Raw genomic sequence first — 18,859 nt, forward strand, 5'->3', positions numbered from 1 at the left:
TTTATAATCCATGAAGATTTTGATAATTGAAGATGAACCCGGAATAGTCAAATTCTTAAGGCAAGGCTTTGAAGAGGAGGGGTATTTGGTCGAATCTGCATCCGATGGAATTCAAGGATTGGATATGGCTTTGTCCAATGATTATAATATCATATTGTTGGATTGGATGATCCCATCTATTAGTGGAATAGAGGTCTGTAGGTCATTTAGAAAATATAATAATAAAATCCCTATTATTTTTCTCACAGCAAAGGATGAAGTGGCTGATGTGATATTTGGCTTACAAGCCGGGGCTAATGATTATATCAAGAAACCATTTCATTTTGATGAATTACTAGAAAGGGTAAAAGTCCAATTAAGACCAGTGAGTGGGGAGCACGAGCAGTTTTCTGTAGGAAATATTCAGATGGACATTGGTACTCATCAGGTATTTAAAAATGAAGAGGAAATTTACCTGACTCAAAAGGAATTTGCCCTTTTGGAGTACCTCTTGAGAAACAAGGGAAAAGTTTGTCGTAGGACCCAGATTATTGAACAGGTTTGGGATATCAATTTTGATTATAATTCCGGTGTGATAGATGTTTATATCAATGCGCTACGGAAAAAACTCAATTTGGAAGAAGGGGAGAATTATATTCAAACCATTAGAGGGGTGGGGTATATAGCAAAGGAAATATGAAGCTGAATTTTAAAAATAGGATTGCTTTTTATTACCTAATAGCTACTTCCGCAGTAAGTTTGTTAGTGTTTGGTTTTATCTATTTTATCGTTCAAAAGACAGTATATGAAAGCCTTGATAATGATTTGACTTTTGAAGCCAATAAGCATTTACTAGAAATAGCCGTCGAAAAGGACACGATTTACTTCACGCACAAGAAGGAATGGGAGGAAATAGAGCACAATGAAGTTCAGATTAATCCTGTTTTTTTACAGCTTATGGGATTAGGAGGACAGGTCATGGACAAATCACCCAATTTGAAAGCTTCCCATTTAGAAATGAAGGAACAGGTTTCTCTAGATCATCATTATGATACAAAACTAGATGATAGACCCATCAGACAGGTACATATAGGAATTCAAGAAAATGGTAAACTCAAAGGCTATATTGTAGCCGCGGTGCCACTTGAGGCATCTATAATGGTTTTGTCCAACTTGATGAAAACCCTGTTTATACTCTTTCCAGTCTCAATTTTAGGCCTGTTTTTCATCTCCAGATACCTAGCAGGAAAAAGTATTGCTCCTATTACTAGTATTATCAATACTACGAACAGCATAACCAAAAATAATCTAGCTGAAAGGGTTCCCTTACCCTCTAATAAAGATGAACTATTTGAATTATCTACTTCTATCAATAATCTTTTAGACAGGATTGGAGAGGCTATTGAAAGAGAAAAACAGTTTACTTCAGATGCCTCACATGAATTAAGGACTCCTTTGTCTGCCTTAAGGGGCACGCTTGAAGTTTTGGTAAGGAAGAAACGTAATATTGAAGATTACGAAGAAAAAATTTATGACAGCCTTCAAGAAGTTGACCGAATGTCAAAGATAGTGGAGCAATTATTGTTTTTGGCTAGAAATGATCTCAATCAAGCTTTGAATGGTCAGGGAAAGATGGCCGTGGCAGTAATGTTAGATGAGATTTTGGGGAGATATCAAGCGGAAATAAAAAATAAGCAAATAAGTATTTCGATGGATTCTGATCAGTCAGGAGATTATTTAGTACCCTATTATTATGGTAATTTAATTCTTGATAATTTGATAAGTAATGCCATCAAATACAGTAAAGATAAGGGCAAAATAAACATCAGTATTAAAAAGGAAGGTGGCCAATGTCATTGTTATATTAAAGATGATGGGATAGGAATAAAAGAAGATGATCTGCCTGTAATTTTTAATCCTTTTTTCAGGTCTCAGCCTTTAGCGCATAAAGAAATTAATGGTAATGGTTTGGGCTTGTCGATAGTCAAGAAGGCTACTGAAGCCATTCATGCTAAAATAGATATTCACAGCAAATATGAGGAAGGCACATGGGTGCATTTGGTTTTTGAATAATGACCAGTTAGTTGGGTGATATAGTTTTTTTGGGATCTTACCAATTATCGGTTGCATGAAGTGATTGTCAATTTAAAATTAGGTTAGTTGAGTATTTTTCAGAATATTGGATTGCTAATTTATATTTAACATTATAACCCATGCATATCCAGTTATTTGAGCTTATCAAAAAGCACACTGTCTTTATACTTTTATTATTTATTCCATTTGAGTTTTTAAGTGCTCAGGAGCTTCCTAATATACTTTGGTTGACCAGTGAGGACAATAGTCCATTTGCAGGATGTTATGGTGATGAATTTGCCACAACTCCCAATATGGATAAACTGGCCAGTGAGGGATTTTTGTATACCCATGCTTACGCCAATGCTCCTGTTTGTGCCCCTGCAAGGAATACCATTATCACAGGAGTATATGCCAATTCAGGTGGTAACCAGCATATGCGGAGTAACTATCCAAAATCAAATTTGATTAAGATGCTGCCGGAGCTTTTAAGAGACGCAGGTTATTATTGCACCAATAATGCTAAAGAGGATTATAATATAAAGAAAGGCCAAACCGAGGGAATCTGGGATGATAGTTCGGGAAAAGCCCATTACAGAAATAGACCTAATGGTAAACCTTTTTTTGCAGTTTTCAACAGTAATATTAGCCATGAAAGTAGCATTCATAAATCCATTCCTAATAAAGACTTAAGACATGAACCATCAAAAGTGAAATTGCCTCCTTACCATCCGGACACTCCTGAGATGAGGCATGATTGGGCACAATATTATGATAAGATCGAAGACATGGATCAGTGGCTTGGTGCAAAGCTTCAAGAACTGGAGGAGTCTGGTTTAGCAGAGAATACCATCGTTTTTTATTTTGGTGACCATGGGGGAGTACTTGGAAGAAGCAAACGTTATGTGTATGAAAGTGGGACCAGAGTGCCACTTATAATCAAGATTCCAAAAAAATATCAATATCTGTTTCCTGCTGCCCATGTTGGAGACCAAGTTGAACGATTGGTAAGTTTTGTTGATCTGGCACCTACCATGATGAGTTTAGCAGGAAGAGATATACCGAATTGGATGCAGGGCAAAGCGTTTTTGGGGGATCAAAGGACGGAGGAACCAGATTTTGCCTATATGTTTAGAGGGAGAATGGATGAACGCTATGATATGAGTAGGGCTGTCCGCTCAAAAAAGTTTAGGTATATCATGAATTATATGCCGCATAGAGTATATGGTCAGCATTTAAACTATCTATGGAAAGCTCCTTCTATGCAATCTTGGGAACAGGCTTATTTGAATGGTCAATGTAATGAGAGCCAGTCGATATTTTGGAATAAAAAACCTGTTGAGGAATTGTATGATACAGAAAATGATCCTTGGGAAGTGAATAACCTGGCTGATGACCCTGCGTATGGAGATGTATTGAAGAATATGAGGGAAGAAGCAATTGACTGGAGTTTAAGGATCGGGGATACAGGCTTTATTCCTGAGGCAGAACGGAGCATTAGGAGTCCCAAAGGCAGTTATTATGATTATATGAGAACTGTTCCAGATAATTGGGGCAAATGGATTGAAGCTGCACAATCGGCAGCCAATGCAAATGAGGGAAATTCAGAACGACTGATAGGATATTTGAAAAGTGATGACAGTGTTGAGAGATACTGGGGGGCAATGGGACTTTTGGTAATGGGGGAAAAGGCACTACCAATGTCAAGGGAAATTAGGGGGCATTTACCTGATGCTTCTGATGAGGTGACGGTTGTACTTGCAGAATGTTTGTATGATTTAGGATATAAAGAGGAAGGGCTAAAATATTTAATCAAGGTGATTCATTCTCCTCATTTATTTGCTAGAGTGCAAGCATTGAACAGTATTGATATTCTTGGTATTCCATTTGAGAATGTAAAGGATGAAATTTGGAAAATGGAGAAAGAATATGATCATGAAAAGGACAATAGGTATGATTTGCGGGTGGTAGATTGGTTGGAAGAAAAGTGGGCCAATAAGTAAAGAAGCACCCGAAACCGGAGGTTCATAAGATCACTTAAATAATTCAACAATTTAACCTTTTTAACGATCATCATTTTAGCCCATTTATCCCCTAGTAAAGCCGTGTTTATCCCGTGTTTTAGCTGTGTTTTCTTTTATATTGCCTTAAGGTAATGCGCATGAAGTAATAATAATAAGAGCAGTATTAAAATAATCAAGGACCTTGAATAGATCAGTGTATTGATCATAAGGTCCTTGATGGCTATATCTTTCGGCTATTGCTAAATCAGGAAGCCTATAAGCTTAGCTCGTCGTTTATACGGTCTCAATTTCTTTTTAACAGATTTTTTGTACTTTTTGAAATTGTCTTCTCCTAAAATGTCTTTAAAAATTTTAGCATTATCTTCTTTTACCATCATGAATTTTTTGTTCTTTTCTTCTGGTGAATAATCGCCTTTTGCAATTTCAAATAGATCATCAACAGCATTTTTATTGGTCTGTTTTAGCTTGTCTTTTTTGTCAGAACTTAAGTTCAGACCATCAAAACTATTCATGGCACCCAAAATTTCATTTTTGCTTACCTCTTCTTCTTGGGCAAGTAGTTGTGGTGACCATATAAGTAGGGAAAATAAAACGGGGAGTATTAAAGTTATTCTTTTCATAATAGATTGGGTTTAGGTAAGTAGTGAATATACAAATATCTGAATATTAATTAGATATAGTAATAATTTCCCTTTAGAATCTCAAAAATGTTTTATTTAATATGTTATTATTTTTAGATACTAGAATTTAGTTTAGTCTTCTGTTCATTTCATCTGGTTTACAGGAAGTTTACCATGATTGATTGAACTAACTGAACTCTATTGGCAATCGAGGCAAAGCTATTCTCATTATTTTTCAACTTTAGAAGAACATTTACCTTCTACACCTCAATAAATTATTTGTAAACAGAGTCGATAGATTTTAAGCTTATTTGAATTCTTTATTAAAAACTTGTAATTCATTAATATTGTTTACTTTAGGTGTATAAATCTGTAAGATACATCATAATACTTTTGACCTAGGAAAATGAGTTGCTGAATTTTGGCTGGTATACTCCCGTTAATATGTGATTCTCTGGTTTTAATGTCCATCATCTTTGACAATAAGGTCTATTTTAATAAATTGATAATATGGTTCTGAAATCGTTTGGGAAATTGGTTGTTAATTTTGCCTTAAGCATGAAGCAATGAATTATGCCGATTATGATCATTTTAAATTTGTATATGGAAATTAAACATAATGGAAGATAATAAGAAGCATAAGATGTTTCCTGCAAATACCAATTCGAAGAAAGATCCATTAAAGGAATTGTTTTATACGTACCATAAAAAATTGGTTTATTTTTCCATGCGAATTATAGGCGATCAATCTATAGCAGAGGATTTAGTCCAAGAAGTTTTTATACATATCTCTCAATGGCCTGAGTCCAATTTTTATAGGGAAGCAGAGTATATAAGAAATTACCTCTTCAAAGCAGTTAAAAACAAAAGCCTTAATGCCCTAAAAGGCCAGCAGAAGATGAAAGATAATTCAGATGAATTGAATGATATTGTTCAGGATACCACGGTTTTACATCATCTTATTCAATCAGAAGTTATCGGTATGGTCTATGAAGCAATGGAGAGCCTTCCTGAAGGCTGTAGAACTGTAACAGAATTGGCCTATCTGGAGGGTAAAAACAATAAAGAAGTGGCAGAGATCTTAGGGGTTACGGTCAATACAGTAAAGACGCAGAAACAAAGAAGTCTGAAGCTGTTGAGACTAAAACTTGATCCTGAAGTTTTTATGACTTTTTTAGTATTAATAAACTGTTAAAAATATAAAGGCAGTATTATTTTAAAGAATTTTTTGAAAAAAACTTAATTTTCTTTCACCCCATTTGATCCTTCCAATGTAATAAGTTAAAGACATTGGAATGAACAAAGACAATCTATATCATTTTTATGCCAATTTGATCCAGAAGGAAAGGAGAGGAAATCTTTCTACTGATGAAAGGAAACTATTGGATGAATGGTTGATGACCGATCCTAAGAATAAGGTATTTTATGATAGATTATTCTCAGAGGGATATATTGAAAAGGAAATTCAAAAGTTTGAAGAAATTGATACGGATAAGGCTTTTCTTGAGCTTAAAACTAAGATCTCTCCAATTGACCAAGATAGCTTCCTTCTCCATAAATGGTACAAACAGATTGCTTCAGTTGCAGCTGTTTTGGTTTTTATTTTGGCAGGCTGGATCATTTTCCAATCCATAGGAGATTCTGGCTTGGATGTAAGTGAGGAAACCAGGGATGTTATGTCAGATGTGGATCCAGGTAAGGATAAGGCCATTTTGGTATTACCAAATGGGGATGAAATAGATCTGGAAGAATTGGAAGAAGGAAATGAAAGGAATGTAGCGGGGATGGAAGTTATCAGAAGGAAAGATTTTGTCGCTATCAGTTTAGCAAAAGAACCCAGTCTAGAAGTAGGAAAGACCTCTAAAATAATCGTTCCTAATGGAGGTAAGTATAGTGTGGAGTTACAGGATGGAACGAAGGTATGGTTAAACAGTGCCTCGACTCTAAGTTTTCCAACGGAATTTAGAAATGATAGAAGAGAAGTTGCTCTTGACGGTGAGGCCTATTTCGATGTGGCCCATAATCCTAGATCTCCATTTACAGTGGATGCAAATGGAACTAAAGTCAAGGTCTTGGGAACTCACTTCAATATTAAAGCTTATAAAAATGAAGCGATGGTAAAAACTACTTTATTAGAAGGAAAAGTAGCTGTATCGCACAATGGTCAAAATAAAATATTGATTCCAGGAGATCAGGCAGTTTCCGGGAATCAGCTTATGGTTTCGAGGGTCTCAACCAAAGAGGTAATAGCTTGGAAAGAGGGATATTTTTTATTCCAAAGTACCAGGTTGGATGAAATTCTCCGTCAGTTGGAGCGCTGGTATAATATCAAAGTGGATACCAAAGGGAAAATTCCAGTTCGGCATTTTAATGCATCGATCAATATGGATACCAAACTATCCAAAGTGATTGAGATATTAGAGCTTTCTGGCGGAATTGATTTTGAATTTAAAAATGGAAAACTCTATGTAACAGAAAAGGACTAAAAAAACCAGTGGTCCTCGGAAAACCACTGGCTTGGCTGATTAATGCCATTCAATCATCACAATTAAAATTTTATCAATCAACTTCTAAACTGTAAAGTTATGAAATTTACCCACTTTGGACAAGGATGGGACAAACTTTCCTATGCTCCACCAAATTATCTTTTGGCTATGAAATGGACTTTTATTTTAATCATTGCCTTGATTTTTCAGGTAAATGCCAAAGTACATTCCCAAGAACTTACTGTAGATGTTTATGAAAAGCAATTTATAGATGTCCTAAACATAATTGAAGAGCAGTCAGAGATCAGTTTTGTCTATTCGGATGAAATTATTGATGCTGCGAAGCCTGTAAGCATTAAGTTAAAAAATGTAGAGTTAGGGGATGCTTTAAAGGCGCTTTTTGCTCAACAGCCACTGGCCTATAAAATTCTTGATGACTTTGTAGTTATCCAAGAAAAAGCCAAGAAGGCAAATATTGAAGTTACAGGAACTGTTAAAAGTACAGAAGGAGAGGTGCTTCCAGGTGCCACTGTTCGACTCAAAGGATCATCAAAAGGAACCATTACAGATTTGGACGGTAATTTTAAATTATCAAATATCCCTAGTGATGCGATACTGGTAATTAGTTATATCGGTTATGATCCTAAAGAAGTTGCTGTAAATAACCAGACTATAATAAGTGTTATATTGAATTCTGCGGAAACCGCTCTTTCTGAGGTGGTAATCATCGGATATGGACAGCAGGAAAGGAAGAAGGTGACCAGTGCCATTGCAGATTTTAAACCGACAGAGGAAAATTTTAGGCAAGTTCAGGGACCAGATCAGCTGATGCAAGGAAGGATGCCTGGTGTTTATGTTGGAGCCGGAGGAGGCACCCCTGGAAGTAATTTGCGTGTAAGTATTAGGGGAATTGGTTCCTTGAGTGGAGAAAATGAACCTTTATATGTAGTAGATGGCATTCCTCTAGTGAATACCAATGCCGCTTTGTTCAATCTTGGTGAAGGAATGAATCCATTGTCCCAACTGAACCCAGCAGATATTGAATCAATAGAGGTCCTGAAAGATGCTGCATCGGCTGCCATTTATGGTTCTCGTGCGACAAATGGTGTTGTAATTATTACAACAAAATCTGGCAAAGAAGGACAATCCAATTTTTCCATTAATTCGAATTTCGGGGTACAATACCTTCCTAGTGTGGACAAATTGAAAATGGCTGGTACTGATCTATATCTTGAGGTTCAGAATGAAGCAAAATACAATTTCAACCAGCAAAACGGCTATCTTCCTGGTGATGGTAATTTTGTAGAATATTTGGAAGATCCATACCCTGGACTGCCAGATACTGATTGGTTGGACTGGGTCACCAGAAATGCTTTTGTGACCAATGTGAACATGTCTTTTAGTACCGGAACTGAAAAGACAAAGTTGTTTATTTCAGGAGGATTCTTGGATCAGCAAGGTGTGATCAAAACCAATGAATTTAAAAAATACAATGGAAAGGTAAATGTAAGCCATCAAGCAACCGACTGGTTAAAAGTTGGGGTAAATACGAATTTAAGTTTTTCGAGGAACCATAGAATTCCAAATGGTACTTATGGATCATCTATTTTTCTAAGGAGTATGGGGCAGCGCCCTTATGATAGGCCTTTTAAGCCTAATGGTGATTACTATGTGGGAGGTACTGAAGAGTTGACATATCATAATAATGTCCAAATCCTAAATGAGCAAAAGACCAAGTTGGATAATTACAGAATGCTTGGAAATGCTTTTGCGGACATTAAATTCAGCCCTTCTTTACATCTTAAAAATACATTTGGAATGGATGCGGCCTATACTGAAGATTACCTTCACTATACGGATCTGCACCCTTATGGAGCTGGTCAAGGTAGGGTTTTGGATGAGAGAAGAATGTTGACCAATGGTTTGATAGAAAACACGCTGTATTATGATCATGATTTTGGGAAACTGACCATTAATGCTTTGGTAGGGCATTCTTATCAAAAAGTTACATCAAGTACCAATTATATAGATGGTAGAGGTTTTCCTTCTTCTTCTTTTGATGTAATATCCGTGGCCAGCGAAATTGCCAATGCTAGTTCAGGATTTGGAGAAAATGCTTTGGAGTCCTATTACAGTAGGGCAAACTTAAGCTATGCTGATAAATATATGCTTTCACTTTCTCTAAGAGCTGATGGATCATCTCGATTTTCTCCCGAAAAACGATATGGTTCTTTTCCTTCAATATCAGCAGGTTGGAATGTGTCTGATGAATCTTTTTGGAATTTTAATAAAACCGATTTTAAACTACGGGCCAGCTATGGTGCCACAGGCAATCAAGATGGTATAGGAAGTTATGCGTATCAGGCGCTGATGAGTGGTGGAGCGAACTATAATGGAAATAGTGGTTTGTCCATATCTACTTTTGGTAATTCAAATTTGACATGGGAAACAGCCAAACAGTTTGATATAGGGGTAGATGCTGGATTTTTAGAGGGCAAACTCAACCTTACCGCGGATTATTTTATCAAAAACACCGAAAACTTATTATACAGTATGCCAATCCATGGTACATCTGGATTTAGTAGTATTACCAGTAATATCGGTAGCATGCAAAACCGAGGTTTGGAATTGATGCTAAGTTATAATAATCGTTTTGGAGAGTTTCAGTGGCAATCAGATTTTAATATTTCATTTATAGACAATGAATTGACGTCTTTGTTGGGAGACGATGCACTTTTGATAGGAGCCAATAGAACACTTCAGGTAGGGCAGGAAGTAGGTAGTTTCTATATGTATAAAATGCAGGGGATTTACCAATATGATGAAGAGGTACCTCAAACTTTATATGATCAGGGTGTAAGGGCTGGAGATGTCATTTATGAAGATTTAAATGATGATGGCATTATCAATGTTGATGATCGTCAAATTATAGGCTCTTCAAATCCTGATTTTTATGGAGGCTGGTCCAATACCTTTAAATATAAAAACTTTGACCTATCGGCTTTCTTGACTTATTCCCAAGGTGCTGAGGTATATGCTACCTGGAGAATAACTACTGATCGACTTGGTTATGGAAGACAGGGATTTAGGGAAGAAGTTGCCCTTAATCGATGGACAGGTCCGGGAACTAGCAATGAAGTTCCAAGAGCTATTCATGGAAATAGTCATAATCTATACAATTCTTCCAGATTCCTTGAGGATGGTTCTTTTATTAGACTTCGGACATTGAGCTTAGGTTATACTTTGCCCAAAAGTTTGTTGGACAGATTGGACATGTCACATTGTAGGCTATATGTTCAGGGTGAAAACCTGTTTATTCTTACAGGTTACTCGGGTTTGGACCCAGAAGTATCTAAGAACTATGATGCCCGCTTTATGGGGGATGATAATATGAATCTTCCTCAGCCTCGAACCTTGCGCCTAGGCCTAAACATAACTTTCTAATATTTAAATGAAAGCAGTCATGAAATATAATTTATGCATATATATAGTGGCCTTAGTTATGGTCACATCCTGTAGCAATAATTTGGATTTATATCCAAGATCTGCGGTTTCTTCAGAAACTGAATTGACCGAGGAAGATGCCGAATCATTTCTTATAGGTGTTTACCAATCTGTACAAAATGATCCAGGGAGGGAATCTTATATCATGGGAGATCTTTTGGGGGGTGATTTTAATTCCGCTGGTTCTATTAATGGAGGAGGTACCAATGCTTTCATTAGTAATATTTTAAGGCCAGAGCATGGCTATCCGAAAAATATCTGGATTGGTTATTATGAAGCCTTATACCAAGTAAATACCTTGCTAGGAAGTTTGGAGGGCCTTTCTGAATCTCCCGAGCTCAATCAAATTCGGGGTACGACACATTATTTCAGAGCCTATATTTATTATAATCTTGTAACCAAATATGGTGGTGTACCCATATTGAGGGAAAATACCATGGAAAAACTTCCAAGAAATACATCCGAGGAAGTCTATGCTTTTATAGAGGAAGATTTGCAATATGCCATACAGTATGCACCTGATTTCTCATCCGATTTGGGTGGAGATTATAATTATATCTCAAAAGATGCCGCGACGGCCCTTATGGCTAGAGCTAAATTACAGCAAGGTAAAAAGGCAGAAGCAGCTGCATTGGCGGAAGAACTGATTGCTAAACCTTATTTTGAGTTGGATAGCTTTGAGAAAATATTTAGAAGACAAGACAATTCAGAATTAATATTTGCTTTTGTCAATCTAACAATCGAATCCAGTATAAATCTAAGTACTTGGTTTTATACTTATGCCCATCCTCAAAGTGGCTCTTATGTCTTCAAACCAAATCCATGGGCCATGGACATGTTTACTGCGAATGATAATAGATCATCGATTTCTGTAGATACCTATGAGGGACTTGATGTGGTCAATAAATATCCAAGTGGACAGACAGGGACTGATCAGTTGAACGTAAGTCGACTCGCTGAAATGTATTTGATCAGTGCTGAAGGACAAGGCTTAGCCGGATTGGGCAGATTAAACGAACTGAGAGCTTCAAGGGGATTGAATCCTGTTTCTGCTTCTTCAGAGGCAGAATATCTAGATCTGTTATTGGAAGAACGTCGTCGAGAATTATTTGCAGAAGGGTTTAGATGGGTAGATTTAGTAAGGACAGGTAAAGCTGTAGAGGAAATTGGTATTCAAGAAAGGGAAACCTTATTGCCTATTCCCGAAACTGAACTGATGCTGAATGATAAGCTAGTTCAAAACCCTGGTTATTAATCATAAAATATAGAAAAGGATGACTAAATATATAAATTATTACTATTCCTTATTTATGCTGGTCGTATTGGCAATAACAACGGCTAGTTGTGAAAATGAGGATACACAACCTTCTATTATAGAGGAAGAACTTTCGCCAATTACGCAAAGGTTGATGGACAGTACCGATTTGCTTAGCAATGTTTTTTGGGACACCACATTTATGGTATCAGCAGGAGTAGAAGAAACGGATATTCATTATTTGTCCATGAAAGGTTTATCAATGAGAATGTTTGTGTTCAAGGTAGACCTAAAAGTTGATGGTGTGGAATTACAAGCTATAATGCCTTATGGAAGTAAAGGGTATGGCATGCAGGCCATCCCGGAAATGATGAATTATGTGGAAGTTCCAGGTAAAAAGGTTGTAGGTGCTGTCAATTCAGACTTTTTTAATATGTCCACTGGTGAACCCAGGGGAATTGTAGTTCTTGATGGTGAAGTGATTAAATCCACCGCTATGTTGGAATCATTTTTTGGAATAGATAAGAATGGGAAACCTGTAATAGCTTTGTCCGAGGATTTTGAACTATATAAGGATGATTTACTATTTGGTCTTGGAGCAGGTGATTTATTGGTGAAAGATTATGATCTGGCTCCCAATAGTAATGCGGCAATTCATCCAAGAACAGGAGTGGGCTTTAACGATCTTAAGGAAGTTTATTTTATCGTAGTTGATGGAAGGGATTTTGATTATTCTAATGGTTTAACCTTATCGGAATTGGGCGCAATATTTAAGGCCTTGGGAGTAAAGGATGCCACTAATTTGGATGGTGGTGGTTCTTCTACATTTGTCACTTTACATAGTTTGTCTGAAGTGTTTCATATTAGAAACAGACCTTCAGATGGCAGTCCTAGACCGGTTGCCAATGGTTGGGCAATTTTGGCAAATGAAAATTAATATATAATCAATCTAAGCAACACTAATCATGAAATATATCAATTTTCTAGTTTGGACATTAATAGTATGTTCGCTTTGGTCCTGTACAGAGGAGGATAATGGGCCAGTTTTAGATTATAAGGCTTTTGTTTATACCATGATACCTCAGGAGGGATTTACTAATGATGTTGTGGTCATCAAAGGAAAAGGTTTTTCTTCTGTTCGTGAAGAAAACGAAATATTGTTTAATGGGAGACCTGGAATAGTTTTGGAAGCAGATAAAGGGGAAATACAAGTAGTAGTTCCTGATGGTGAAGGTACAAGTAATCTGTCCTTAATTGTTAATGGTGAAGATGCTGCTGGGGCAGATCTTTCATTTAAATATTTGGTAGCTCCTGAGGAATATACAGTTTCCACTTTAGCGGGAAACAGTGAGTATGGCCTGATTGATGGTCAAGGTGAAAACGCTTTTTTCAGAAATCCAGAAGGTGTGGCCAAGCATCCAGATGGCTATCTCATAATTACAGACAGAACAAATAACGCTATCAGGAAATTGGATTTGGAAGGTAATGTTACTACAGTTCTCGGTACTGGCGAAAAAGGCTTCCTTAATGGTCCTATTGTTTCAGCAACATTAGATTATCCCTGGAAGTCATGTGTGGATAAAGAGGGGAATATTTATATAGCAGACCGTAATAATCACGCCATTAGAAAAATCGATACTGAAGGAAATGTAAGCACAGTCGCCGGAACGGGAACTGCAGGTTATGCTAATGGTCCAGGTAATATCGCCCAGTTTAATCAGCCCTTGGATGTGACGGTAGATGATAATGGTGTGTTGTACGTAGCTGATAATATTAACCATATGATTAGAAAAATTGATGTTGATGGAACGGTAAGTACTGTAGCCGGAAGAGGTGAAAGAGGTTATCAAGATGGCGCTTTATCAGAAGCAATGTTCAGTAACCCTTCTGGTTTGGATTTGGATAATGAAGGAAATATTATCGTTGCTGATCGTATTAACCATTTGATAAGGAGAATCAATCTAAGCACTGATGAGGTCAGTACTATTGCAGGAAGTAGTCAAGGTAACCGTGATGGTTTTGCTGATGAAGCTCAGTTTAATAATCCTTATGGAGTGGGTGTGGGAGCATCTGGAGAAATCATCGTCGCAGACTTGTCCAATCATAAAATTAGGATGATTAAAGAAGATGAAGTATCTACTATAGGAGGTACTGTTCGTGGCTTTTTAGATGGATTAAATGCCGTAGCACAGTTTTCTAATCCTACAGATGTGGAAGTAATGAATGGTGCTATTTATGTGTCAGACCTTAGTAACCATAGGGTTAGAAAAATTGTAAAAAAGTAATGACCTTGCTTATCAGTAGCAAGTCTCCATTATTGGTGTATTCATTTTGAAAATAATTATTAAGCCCTCTTTTGACTCAAGGTTAACCAGATTAACTTTCAACGGGTAAATTTCAAACGGGAAAGTCAAGGATATTGACTTTCCCCTCTTTTCTTAAATTGATTTAATTATATATATGTACAAAAATAAAATAGTCATCACCTTTGGTTTATTGATGATGATTTTCAGTAGTGAAGCTATTTCTCAGGATAGGTTATCACTTAAGCCGGCTAAAGCTGATAGGGAAAAAATAGAGGAAGTGAAATGGAATACAAAGAAGGTTGCCGTGGGAATGGAAGTGAAAACAGCAAGCATTAGTATTTTTGATTCTCCGCAAGAAATATTTATTCTCGACATTGATACAGCTGCAGCAAAATTAAATTATTACGTAGGAATGGCTGATTCTATGGAAAAAACCTCTGTTCTGGCAAAGGAACAAGGTGCTATTGCGGCCATTAATGGTTCTTTTTTCAGGAATCATGATGAACCACTGGGGCAAAGTCGCCATTTGATCATGATTGAGGGTGAAATCTTGGCCCATACTGAATCAGAAGAATTTTCTAATAGAGCCACAGGGGCTGTTTTGGTTCGAGGAAATCAAGTGGATATTACTGATTGGTCTAAGGAAAAAGAAATGAGAATTGAAGGACAAGCTGATCATGTTTTAACTTCTGGTCCTCTTTTAATGGACGATGGGAAGAAGGTGGATTTGACTGGGACTCCTTTTGTGCTTAAAAGACATCCGCGCTCTGTTATCGCTTTTGTGGATGGTCATTTATTGTTTATGGTTATTGGTGGGAGATCCGAAAAAGCAGCAGGGATGACATTGGAAGAGGTACAGTTTTTTTGTCTGGCCTTGGGCTGTAGCGATATCCTTAATCTGGATGGGGGAGGTTCCAGTACCTTGTATGTAAAAGGATATGATGAAGACGAGATCGTGAATGTTCCAACTGACGGAAGCGAACGTGCTGTGAAGGGTATATTTTATATTACTACGGAGTAAAAACCTAAATCTTATTGCCGCCATTTTAGGAATGGATCGAAAATTGTTGTAGCTAGTTTCAAATCCCATTTAAATAAAATAAAGGTTGTTTTTTTATAGCTTAAATCTTTCTTCATTCTGAATAGGATATTTGTTTTGCGTATTCATATTTTGGCGATCACGAGTAGCTCCTATTACCTAGGATTAAAATGAAGAAAGCGTTCGGTGCTGTACTGAACGCTTTCTGATATTTATGGTCGGGCTAAAAATTGTACTTAACTGGGAGATTTGATTAAGAAAACCCCTCTTCAAATTCATTGATCATATCTGATAGCTTTTTAACAATGTTTGGATACTTATCCGCCACATTTCTTTCTTCAGAAACATCCTCATCTAGATTATAAAGGGACACTTTGAATGTTCCATTTTCTTCTTGGTTCCAACCAATGGACTTTTCTATATGTAATTTCCATTTGCCAAGCCTGATGCCCTCTACTTTTCCATTTCTTGCATAATAATAAAAAGGTCGGTCAGGGAGGTTTTCTTTTTCAGGAGCGTATAAGTATTTACTTATATCTATTCCGTCCATTTTTAAACCTTCAGGGATTTTAGCTCCAGCAATATGGGCAAGGGTAGGATATAGATCCAATGTACTTACAAACTGCTCACTTTCAATATCAGCAGGTATCACTGAAGGCCATGAAATGATCCCTGGAACGCGTTGCCCCCCTTCCCAAGTTTGGGCTTTTTTGCCCCTTAGGGGTTGAGCAGACCCTACTTGAGGACCATTATCAGAGGTGAAAATAATGATGGTATTTTCGTAAATACCCTCTTCTTTTAATGTTTTGATAATTTCTCCCATGCTCCAATCCAGTTCCATGATAACATCTGCATAGATTCCTTTTCCACTCTTTCCCTCAAAATCTGGAGAAGCATATAAAGGTTTATGTGGCATATTATGGGCTAAATAGATGAAAAATGGCTGATTACCTCTGTTCTTTATTTGTTTGATGGTTTCTTCAGTATATCTTTTAGTAAGGTACCTTTGGTCTGGTCCATTCTCGATTAATTTTGTGTTTCTATAAAAGGGAAGCGGTGGAGATTGGAAATTATTTCTTTTATAGTAGTAATTATCCATATCGTTGGAGTAGGGAACTCCATAAAACTCATCGAATCCTTGATTGTTGGGCATAAATTCTTCTTGATGTCCCAGGTGCCATTTTCCTATACAATAGGTAGAATAGCCACTTGATTTAAGCATTTCGGCCATGGTATATTCCTCAGGTTTTAGCCCCTCTTCCGAATAGGGGAATAGTACAGCTTCATGGAGTTGGCTTCTTTTGGGATACCGACCTGTCAATAGTCCTGCTCTCGATGGAGTACATACAGTGGCGGGGACATAAAAATCGGTGAACTTAATGCCACTGGCAGCTAATTCATCAAAGTTGGGTGTTTCATAGCCTTCAGCACCATAACACCCTACATCCGCATAACCTTGGTCATCGGTGAAAAAGATGATGATATTGGGAGAGCTTCTCGCATAGATGTCCTGAATTGTAATGGTTGCAAAAAGCATTGTTGTCAATACTGCAAAATTGACCGTGAAAAGATGTAGCATATTCATGATGATTTAATTTCTTGAAATAGAAGGATAACGAAAAAAACTATATTGGTTAAACACAATTATACTTTATAATATAATGTTATGTTAAATTTTGTATTAATAACTTTCATTTATATTGAAATTTTAAATAAATTACATGTCATAAAAAATAAACTAAGAAAATATCTTTTTAATGATTGATTATTTGTTTCATTAAAATGTTTTTAGGTTTATGAAGCTCGGGGATTATTAAAGAAAACATAATACCTGTTTTACATTTTTTATTATAATTCTTCGAGTTTTGCAAGCGTTTCAAAATGTTATATTAAAAGGATATGTCGAAGATTTACGAAAAGAAACTCAACGAAGATACCTGCCATATAATGGCCATAAAGGAGGGCTCTTGGGAAGCTTTTGAAAATCTATATAACAAATATTGGGAGAAACTTTATCATCTTAGTTTAGCTGCAACAGGGGATGAAGACTTAAGTAAGGATTTTGTTCAGGAAATCTTTTTGGATATATGGAATCGCCGAGAAAGTTTAGATATAAAAAATCCCTATGCTTACCTATATCAAGCAACAAAATATCGCTTTATAGAATATATCAGAAAACAAGACTTGCAAAAAAAGTTTTACGAAGAATTTACTGAAGTTCTTATTTCCAAAAATGATGTGGAAGAAAAAATTTATCTAAAGGAACTTCATTTTCAAATTGACCAAAAGTTAATAGAACTCCCTACAAGGTGCAGGGAAATTTTTACTCTTAGCAGGTATCAACATATGTCCAATCAAGAAATCGCCAATCAATTAGGGATTTCTAAAAGTACGGTTGAAAACCAACTTAATAAAGCATTAAACCATCTTAGAAAATCATCAGACCTTGGTGTTGCCATGATGTTTATTTTGGGAATTGTTTGATTTTTAGTGTTAAGTGTAGGTTTGCTTTGTTAACTAATTATTAAAATTCTGATTTTTTTGAATTTCGCGTAGGTGTAAGACTCCCTTACTTCTACTATAGATCAAATAACACGCGAATGATAAGCGAAAAAGAATTTGATCAGCTCCTAAAGAAATATCTTGAAGGAAAGACTTCCGAGGAAGAAAACCAGGTAATTGATGAATGGTTTGAAAAAGTAAGTTCATCTAAACACGAGATGTTTAGCAAAGACTTAAGTGATGTAAGAACAGAAATACTTAAACGGATTAAGCAGCAGGCGCTTAATTCGAATACGGTAAAGGCAAAACCTAGATCTATCTTTATGGGAGCTTGGAAATATGCTGCAGCAATTGCTGTTTTGTTTTTGGTTGGATATTGGATTTTTTCAACTGTTTTATATAATCCCGAGAAGGATTGGGTCACTAAGGAAACTGCTACTGGAGAGATATTGGAATTTATATTGGAGGATGGAACTAAAGTTTTTCTTAATGCACTTTCCAGTATTTCCTATCCAGGCGAATTTGGCAAGTCTATCCGTGAAGTAAAAGTAAAGGGTGAAGTCTATTTTGAGGTAGCTAAGGATAAAAATAGACCATTTAAAGTAAAGGCCAAAAAAATAAACACCAGTGTGCTTGGAACCTCCTTTAATGTCAATGCCTATGAGGATGAAATCCCTAAGGTAAGTGTACTAGAAGGTAAGGTACTTGTAGAGACCATTTCCAAAAAGCAAAAGGTGGCTTTGGTTGCCAATCAGGAAGCAATACTAAATCCTAATAATACCTTGAAGAAGCAAACAGTGGATATGGAAAAGGTATTGGCGTGGAGAAAAGGGCTTTTTTATCTAAACAATATATCCTTGGAGGAATTGGGGCGAATAATAGAGAGAAATTATGATGTCCATATCATTTTTGAAGACAAGGCAACAGCTAATCAGACCATCTCAGGGAAATTCAAAAAGGACAGTTTATCAAATCTTTTGAATCAAATACAGTTCATAAAAAATATTCATTGGGAAAAGGTTTCCAATGGTAGAATAAAAATAGCTTCCAGTGAAAAATAGTATGCCTATG

14 protein-coding genes are annotated in these 18,859 nt (G+C 36.5%); 12 read left to right on the forward strand and 2 right to left on the reverse strand.

Annotated elements, in window-relative coordinates; all coding sequences use genetic code 11:
• Positions 1 to 10 precede the first annotated feature (10 nt).
• From H7U17_RS17830 to H7U17_RS17840, 3 genes are all read left to right on the forward strand, one after another.
• A complete protein-coding gene (locus H7U17_RS17830; RefSeq protein ID WP_186758111.1) occupies positions 11 to 679 on the forward strand; it encodes a response regulator transcription factor in 669 nt (222 codons plus the stop codon).
• Positions 676 to 2,052: a sensor histidine kinase gene (locus H7U17_RS17835; protein ID WP_186758112.1), complete on the forward strand. Its 1,377-nt coding sequence runs from the start codon at positions 676 to 678 to the stop codon at positions 2,050 to 2,052. Before H7U17_RS17830 ends, H7U17_RS17835 begins: the two co-directional genes overlap by 4 nt.
• A 140-nt stretch (positions 2,053 to 2,192) precedes the next feature.
• A complete protein-coding gene (locus tag H7U17_RS17840) occupies positions 2,193 to 4,055 on the forward strand; it encodes a sulfatase family protein (protein ID WP_186758113.1) in 1,863 nt (620 codons plus the stop codon).
• A 260-nt stretch (positions 4,056 to 4,315) separates the two neighbouring features.
• Here H7U17_RS17840 and H7U17_RS17845 read toward each other — a convergent pair whose 3' ends face one another.
• On the reverse strand, positions 4,316 to 4,696 hold the full coding sequence (locus tag H7U17_RS17845; protein WP_186758114.1) for a hypothetical protein: 381 nt from the start codon (positions 4,694 to 4,696) through the stop codon (positions 4,316 to 4,318).
• Positions 4,697 to 5,315: 619 nt separating this feature from the next.
• Here H7U17_RS17845 and H7U17_RS17850 point away from each other — a divergent pair.
• The 7 genes from H7U17_RS17850 to H7U17_RS17880 all read left to right on the forward strand — a co-directional run bounded on the left by H7U17_RS17850 (position 5,316) and on the right by H7U17_RS17880 (position 15,268).
• Positions 5,316 to 5,891, forward strand: a complete 576-nt coding sequence (locus H7U17_RS17850) for an RNA polymerase sigma-70 factor (RefSeq protein ID WP_230981478.1) — start codon at positions 5,316 to 5,318, stop codon at positions 5,889 to 5,891.
• Between the two features lie 100 nt (positions 5,892 to 5,991).
• Positions 5,992 to 7,182, forward strand: coding sequence for a FecR family protein (locus tag H7U17_RS17855; RefSeq protein WP_186758115.1), 1,191 nt, complete (start codon positions 5,992 to 5,994; stop codon positions 7,180 to 7,182).
• Between the two features lie 99 nt (positions 7,183 to 7,281).
• Positions 7,282 to 10,626, forward strand: coding sequence for a TonB-dependent receptor (locus H7U17_RS17860; protein ID WP_186758116.1), 3,345 nt, complete (start codon positions 7,282 to 7,284; stop codon positions 10,624 to 10,626).
• A gap of 19 nt (positions 10,627 to 10,645) precedes the next feature.
• On the forward strand, positions 10,646 to 11,941 hold the full coding sequence (locus H7U17_RS17865) for a RagB/SusD family nutrient uptake outer membrane protein (protein ID WP_186758117.1): 1,296 nt from the start codon (positions 10,646 to 10,648) through the stop codon (positions 11,939 to 11,941).
• A 19-nt stretch (positions 11,942 to 11,960) separates the two neighbouring features.
• Complete coding sequence (locus H7U17_RS17870) at positions 11,961 to 12,878, forward strand: phosphodiester glycosidase family protein (RefSeq protein WP_186758118.1); 918 nt, start codon at positions 11,961 to 11,963, stop codon at positions 12,876 to 12,878.
• A 28-nt stretch (positions 12,879 to 12,906) separates the two neighbouring features.
• Entirely contained in the window at positions 12,907 to 14,226 is a 1,320-nt protein-coding gene (locus H7U17_RS17875) for an IPT/TIG domain-containing protein (RefSeq protein ID WP_186758119.1), read from the forward strand.
• Positions 14,227 to 14,401: 175 nt separating this feature from the next.
• Positions 14,402 to 15,268: a phosphodiester glycosidase family protein gene (locus H7U17_RS17880; RefSeq protein WP_186758120.1), complete on the forward strand. Its 867-nt coding sequence runs from the start codon at positions 14,402 to 14,404 to the stop codon at positions 15,266 to 15,268.
• A 271-nt stretch (positions 15,269 to 15,539) separates the two neighbouring features.
• On the opposite strand, the gene H7U17_RS17885 is transcribed toward H7U17_RS17880, so the two are convergent.
• A complete protein-coding gene (locus H7U17_RS17885; RefSeq protein ID WP_186758121.1) occupies positions 15,540 to 16,865 on the reverse strand; it encodes a sulfatase family protein in 1,326 nt (441 codons plus the stop codon).
• A gap of 320 nt (positions 16,866 to 17,185) precedes the next feature.
• Here H7U17_RS17885 and H7U17_RS17890 point away from each other — a divergent pair, with 320 nt between their 5' ends.
• Positions 17,186 to 17,770 (forward strand): RNA polymerase sigma-70 factor, encoded by a 585-nt coding sequence (locus H7U17_RS17890; protein WP_186758122.1) that lies wholly within the window; start codon positions 17,186 to 17,188, stop codon positions 17,768 to 17,770.
• Positions 17,771 to 17,886: 116 nt separating this feature from the next.
• Entirely contained in the window at positions 17,887 to 18,849 is a 963-nt protein-coding gene (locus H7U17_RS17895) for a FecR family protein (protein WP_186758123.1), read from the forward strand.
• The last annotated feature ends 10 nt before the right edge of the window (positions 18,850 to 18,859 follow it).

The sequence above is a fragment of the Echinicola salinicaeni genome (genome assembly GCF_014280965.1).
In the GTDB taxonomy this organism is placed as follows: Bacteria; Bacteroidota; Bacteroidia; order Cytophagales; family Cyclobacteriaceae; genus Echinicola; species Echinicola salinicaeni.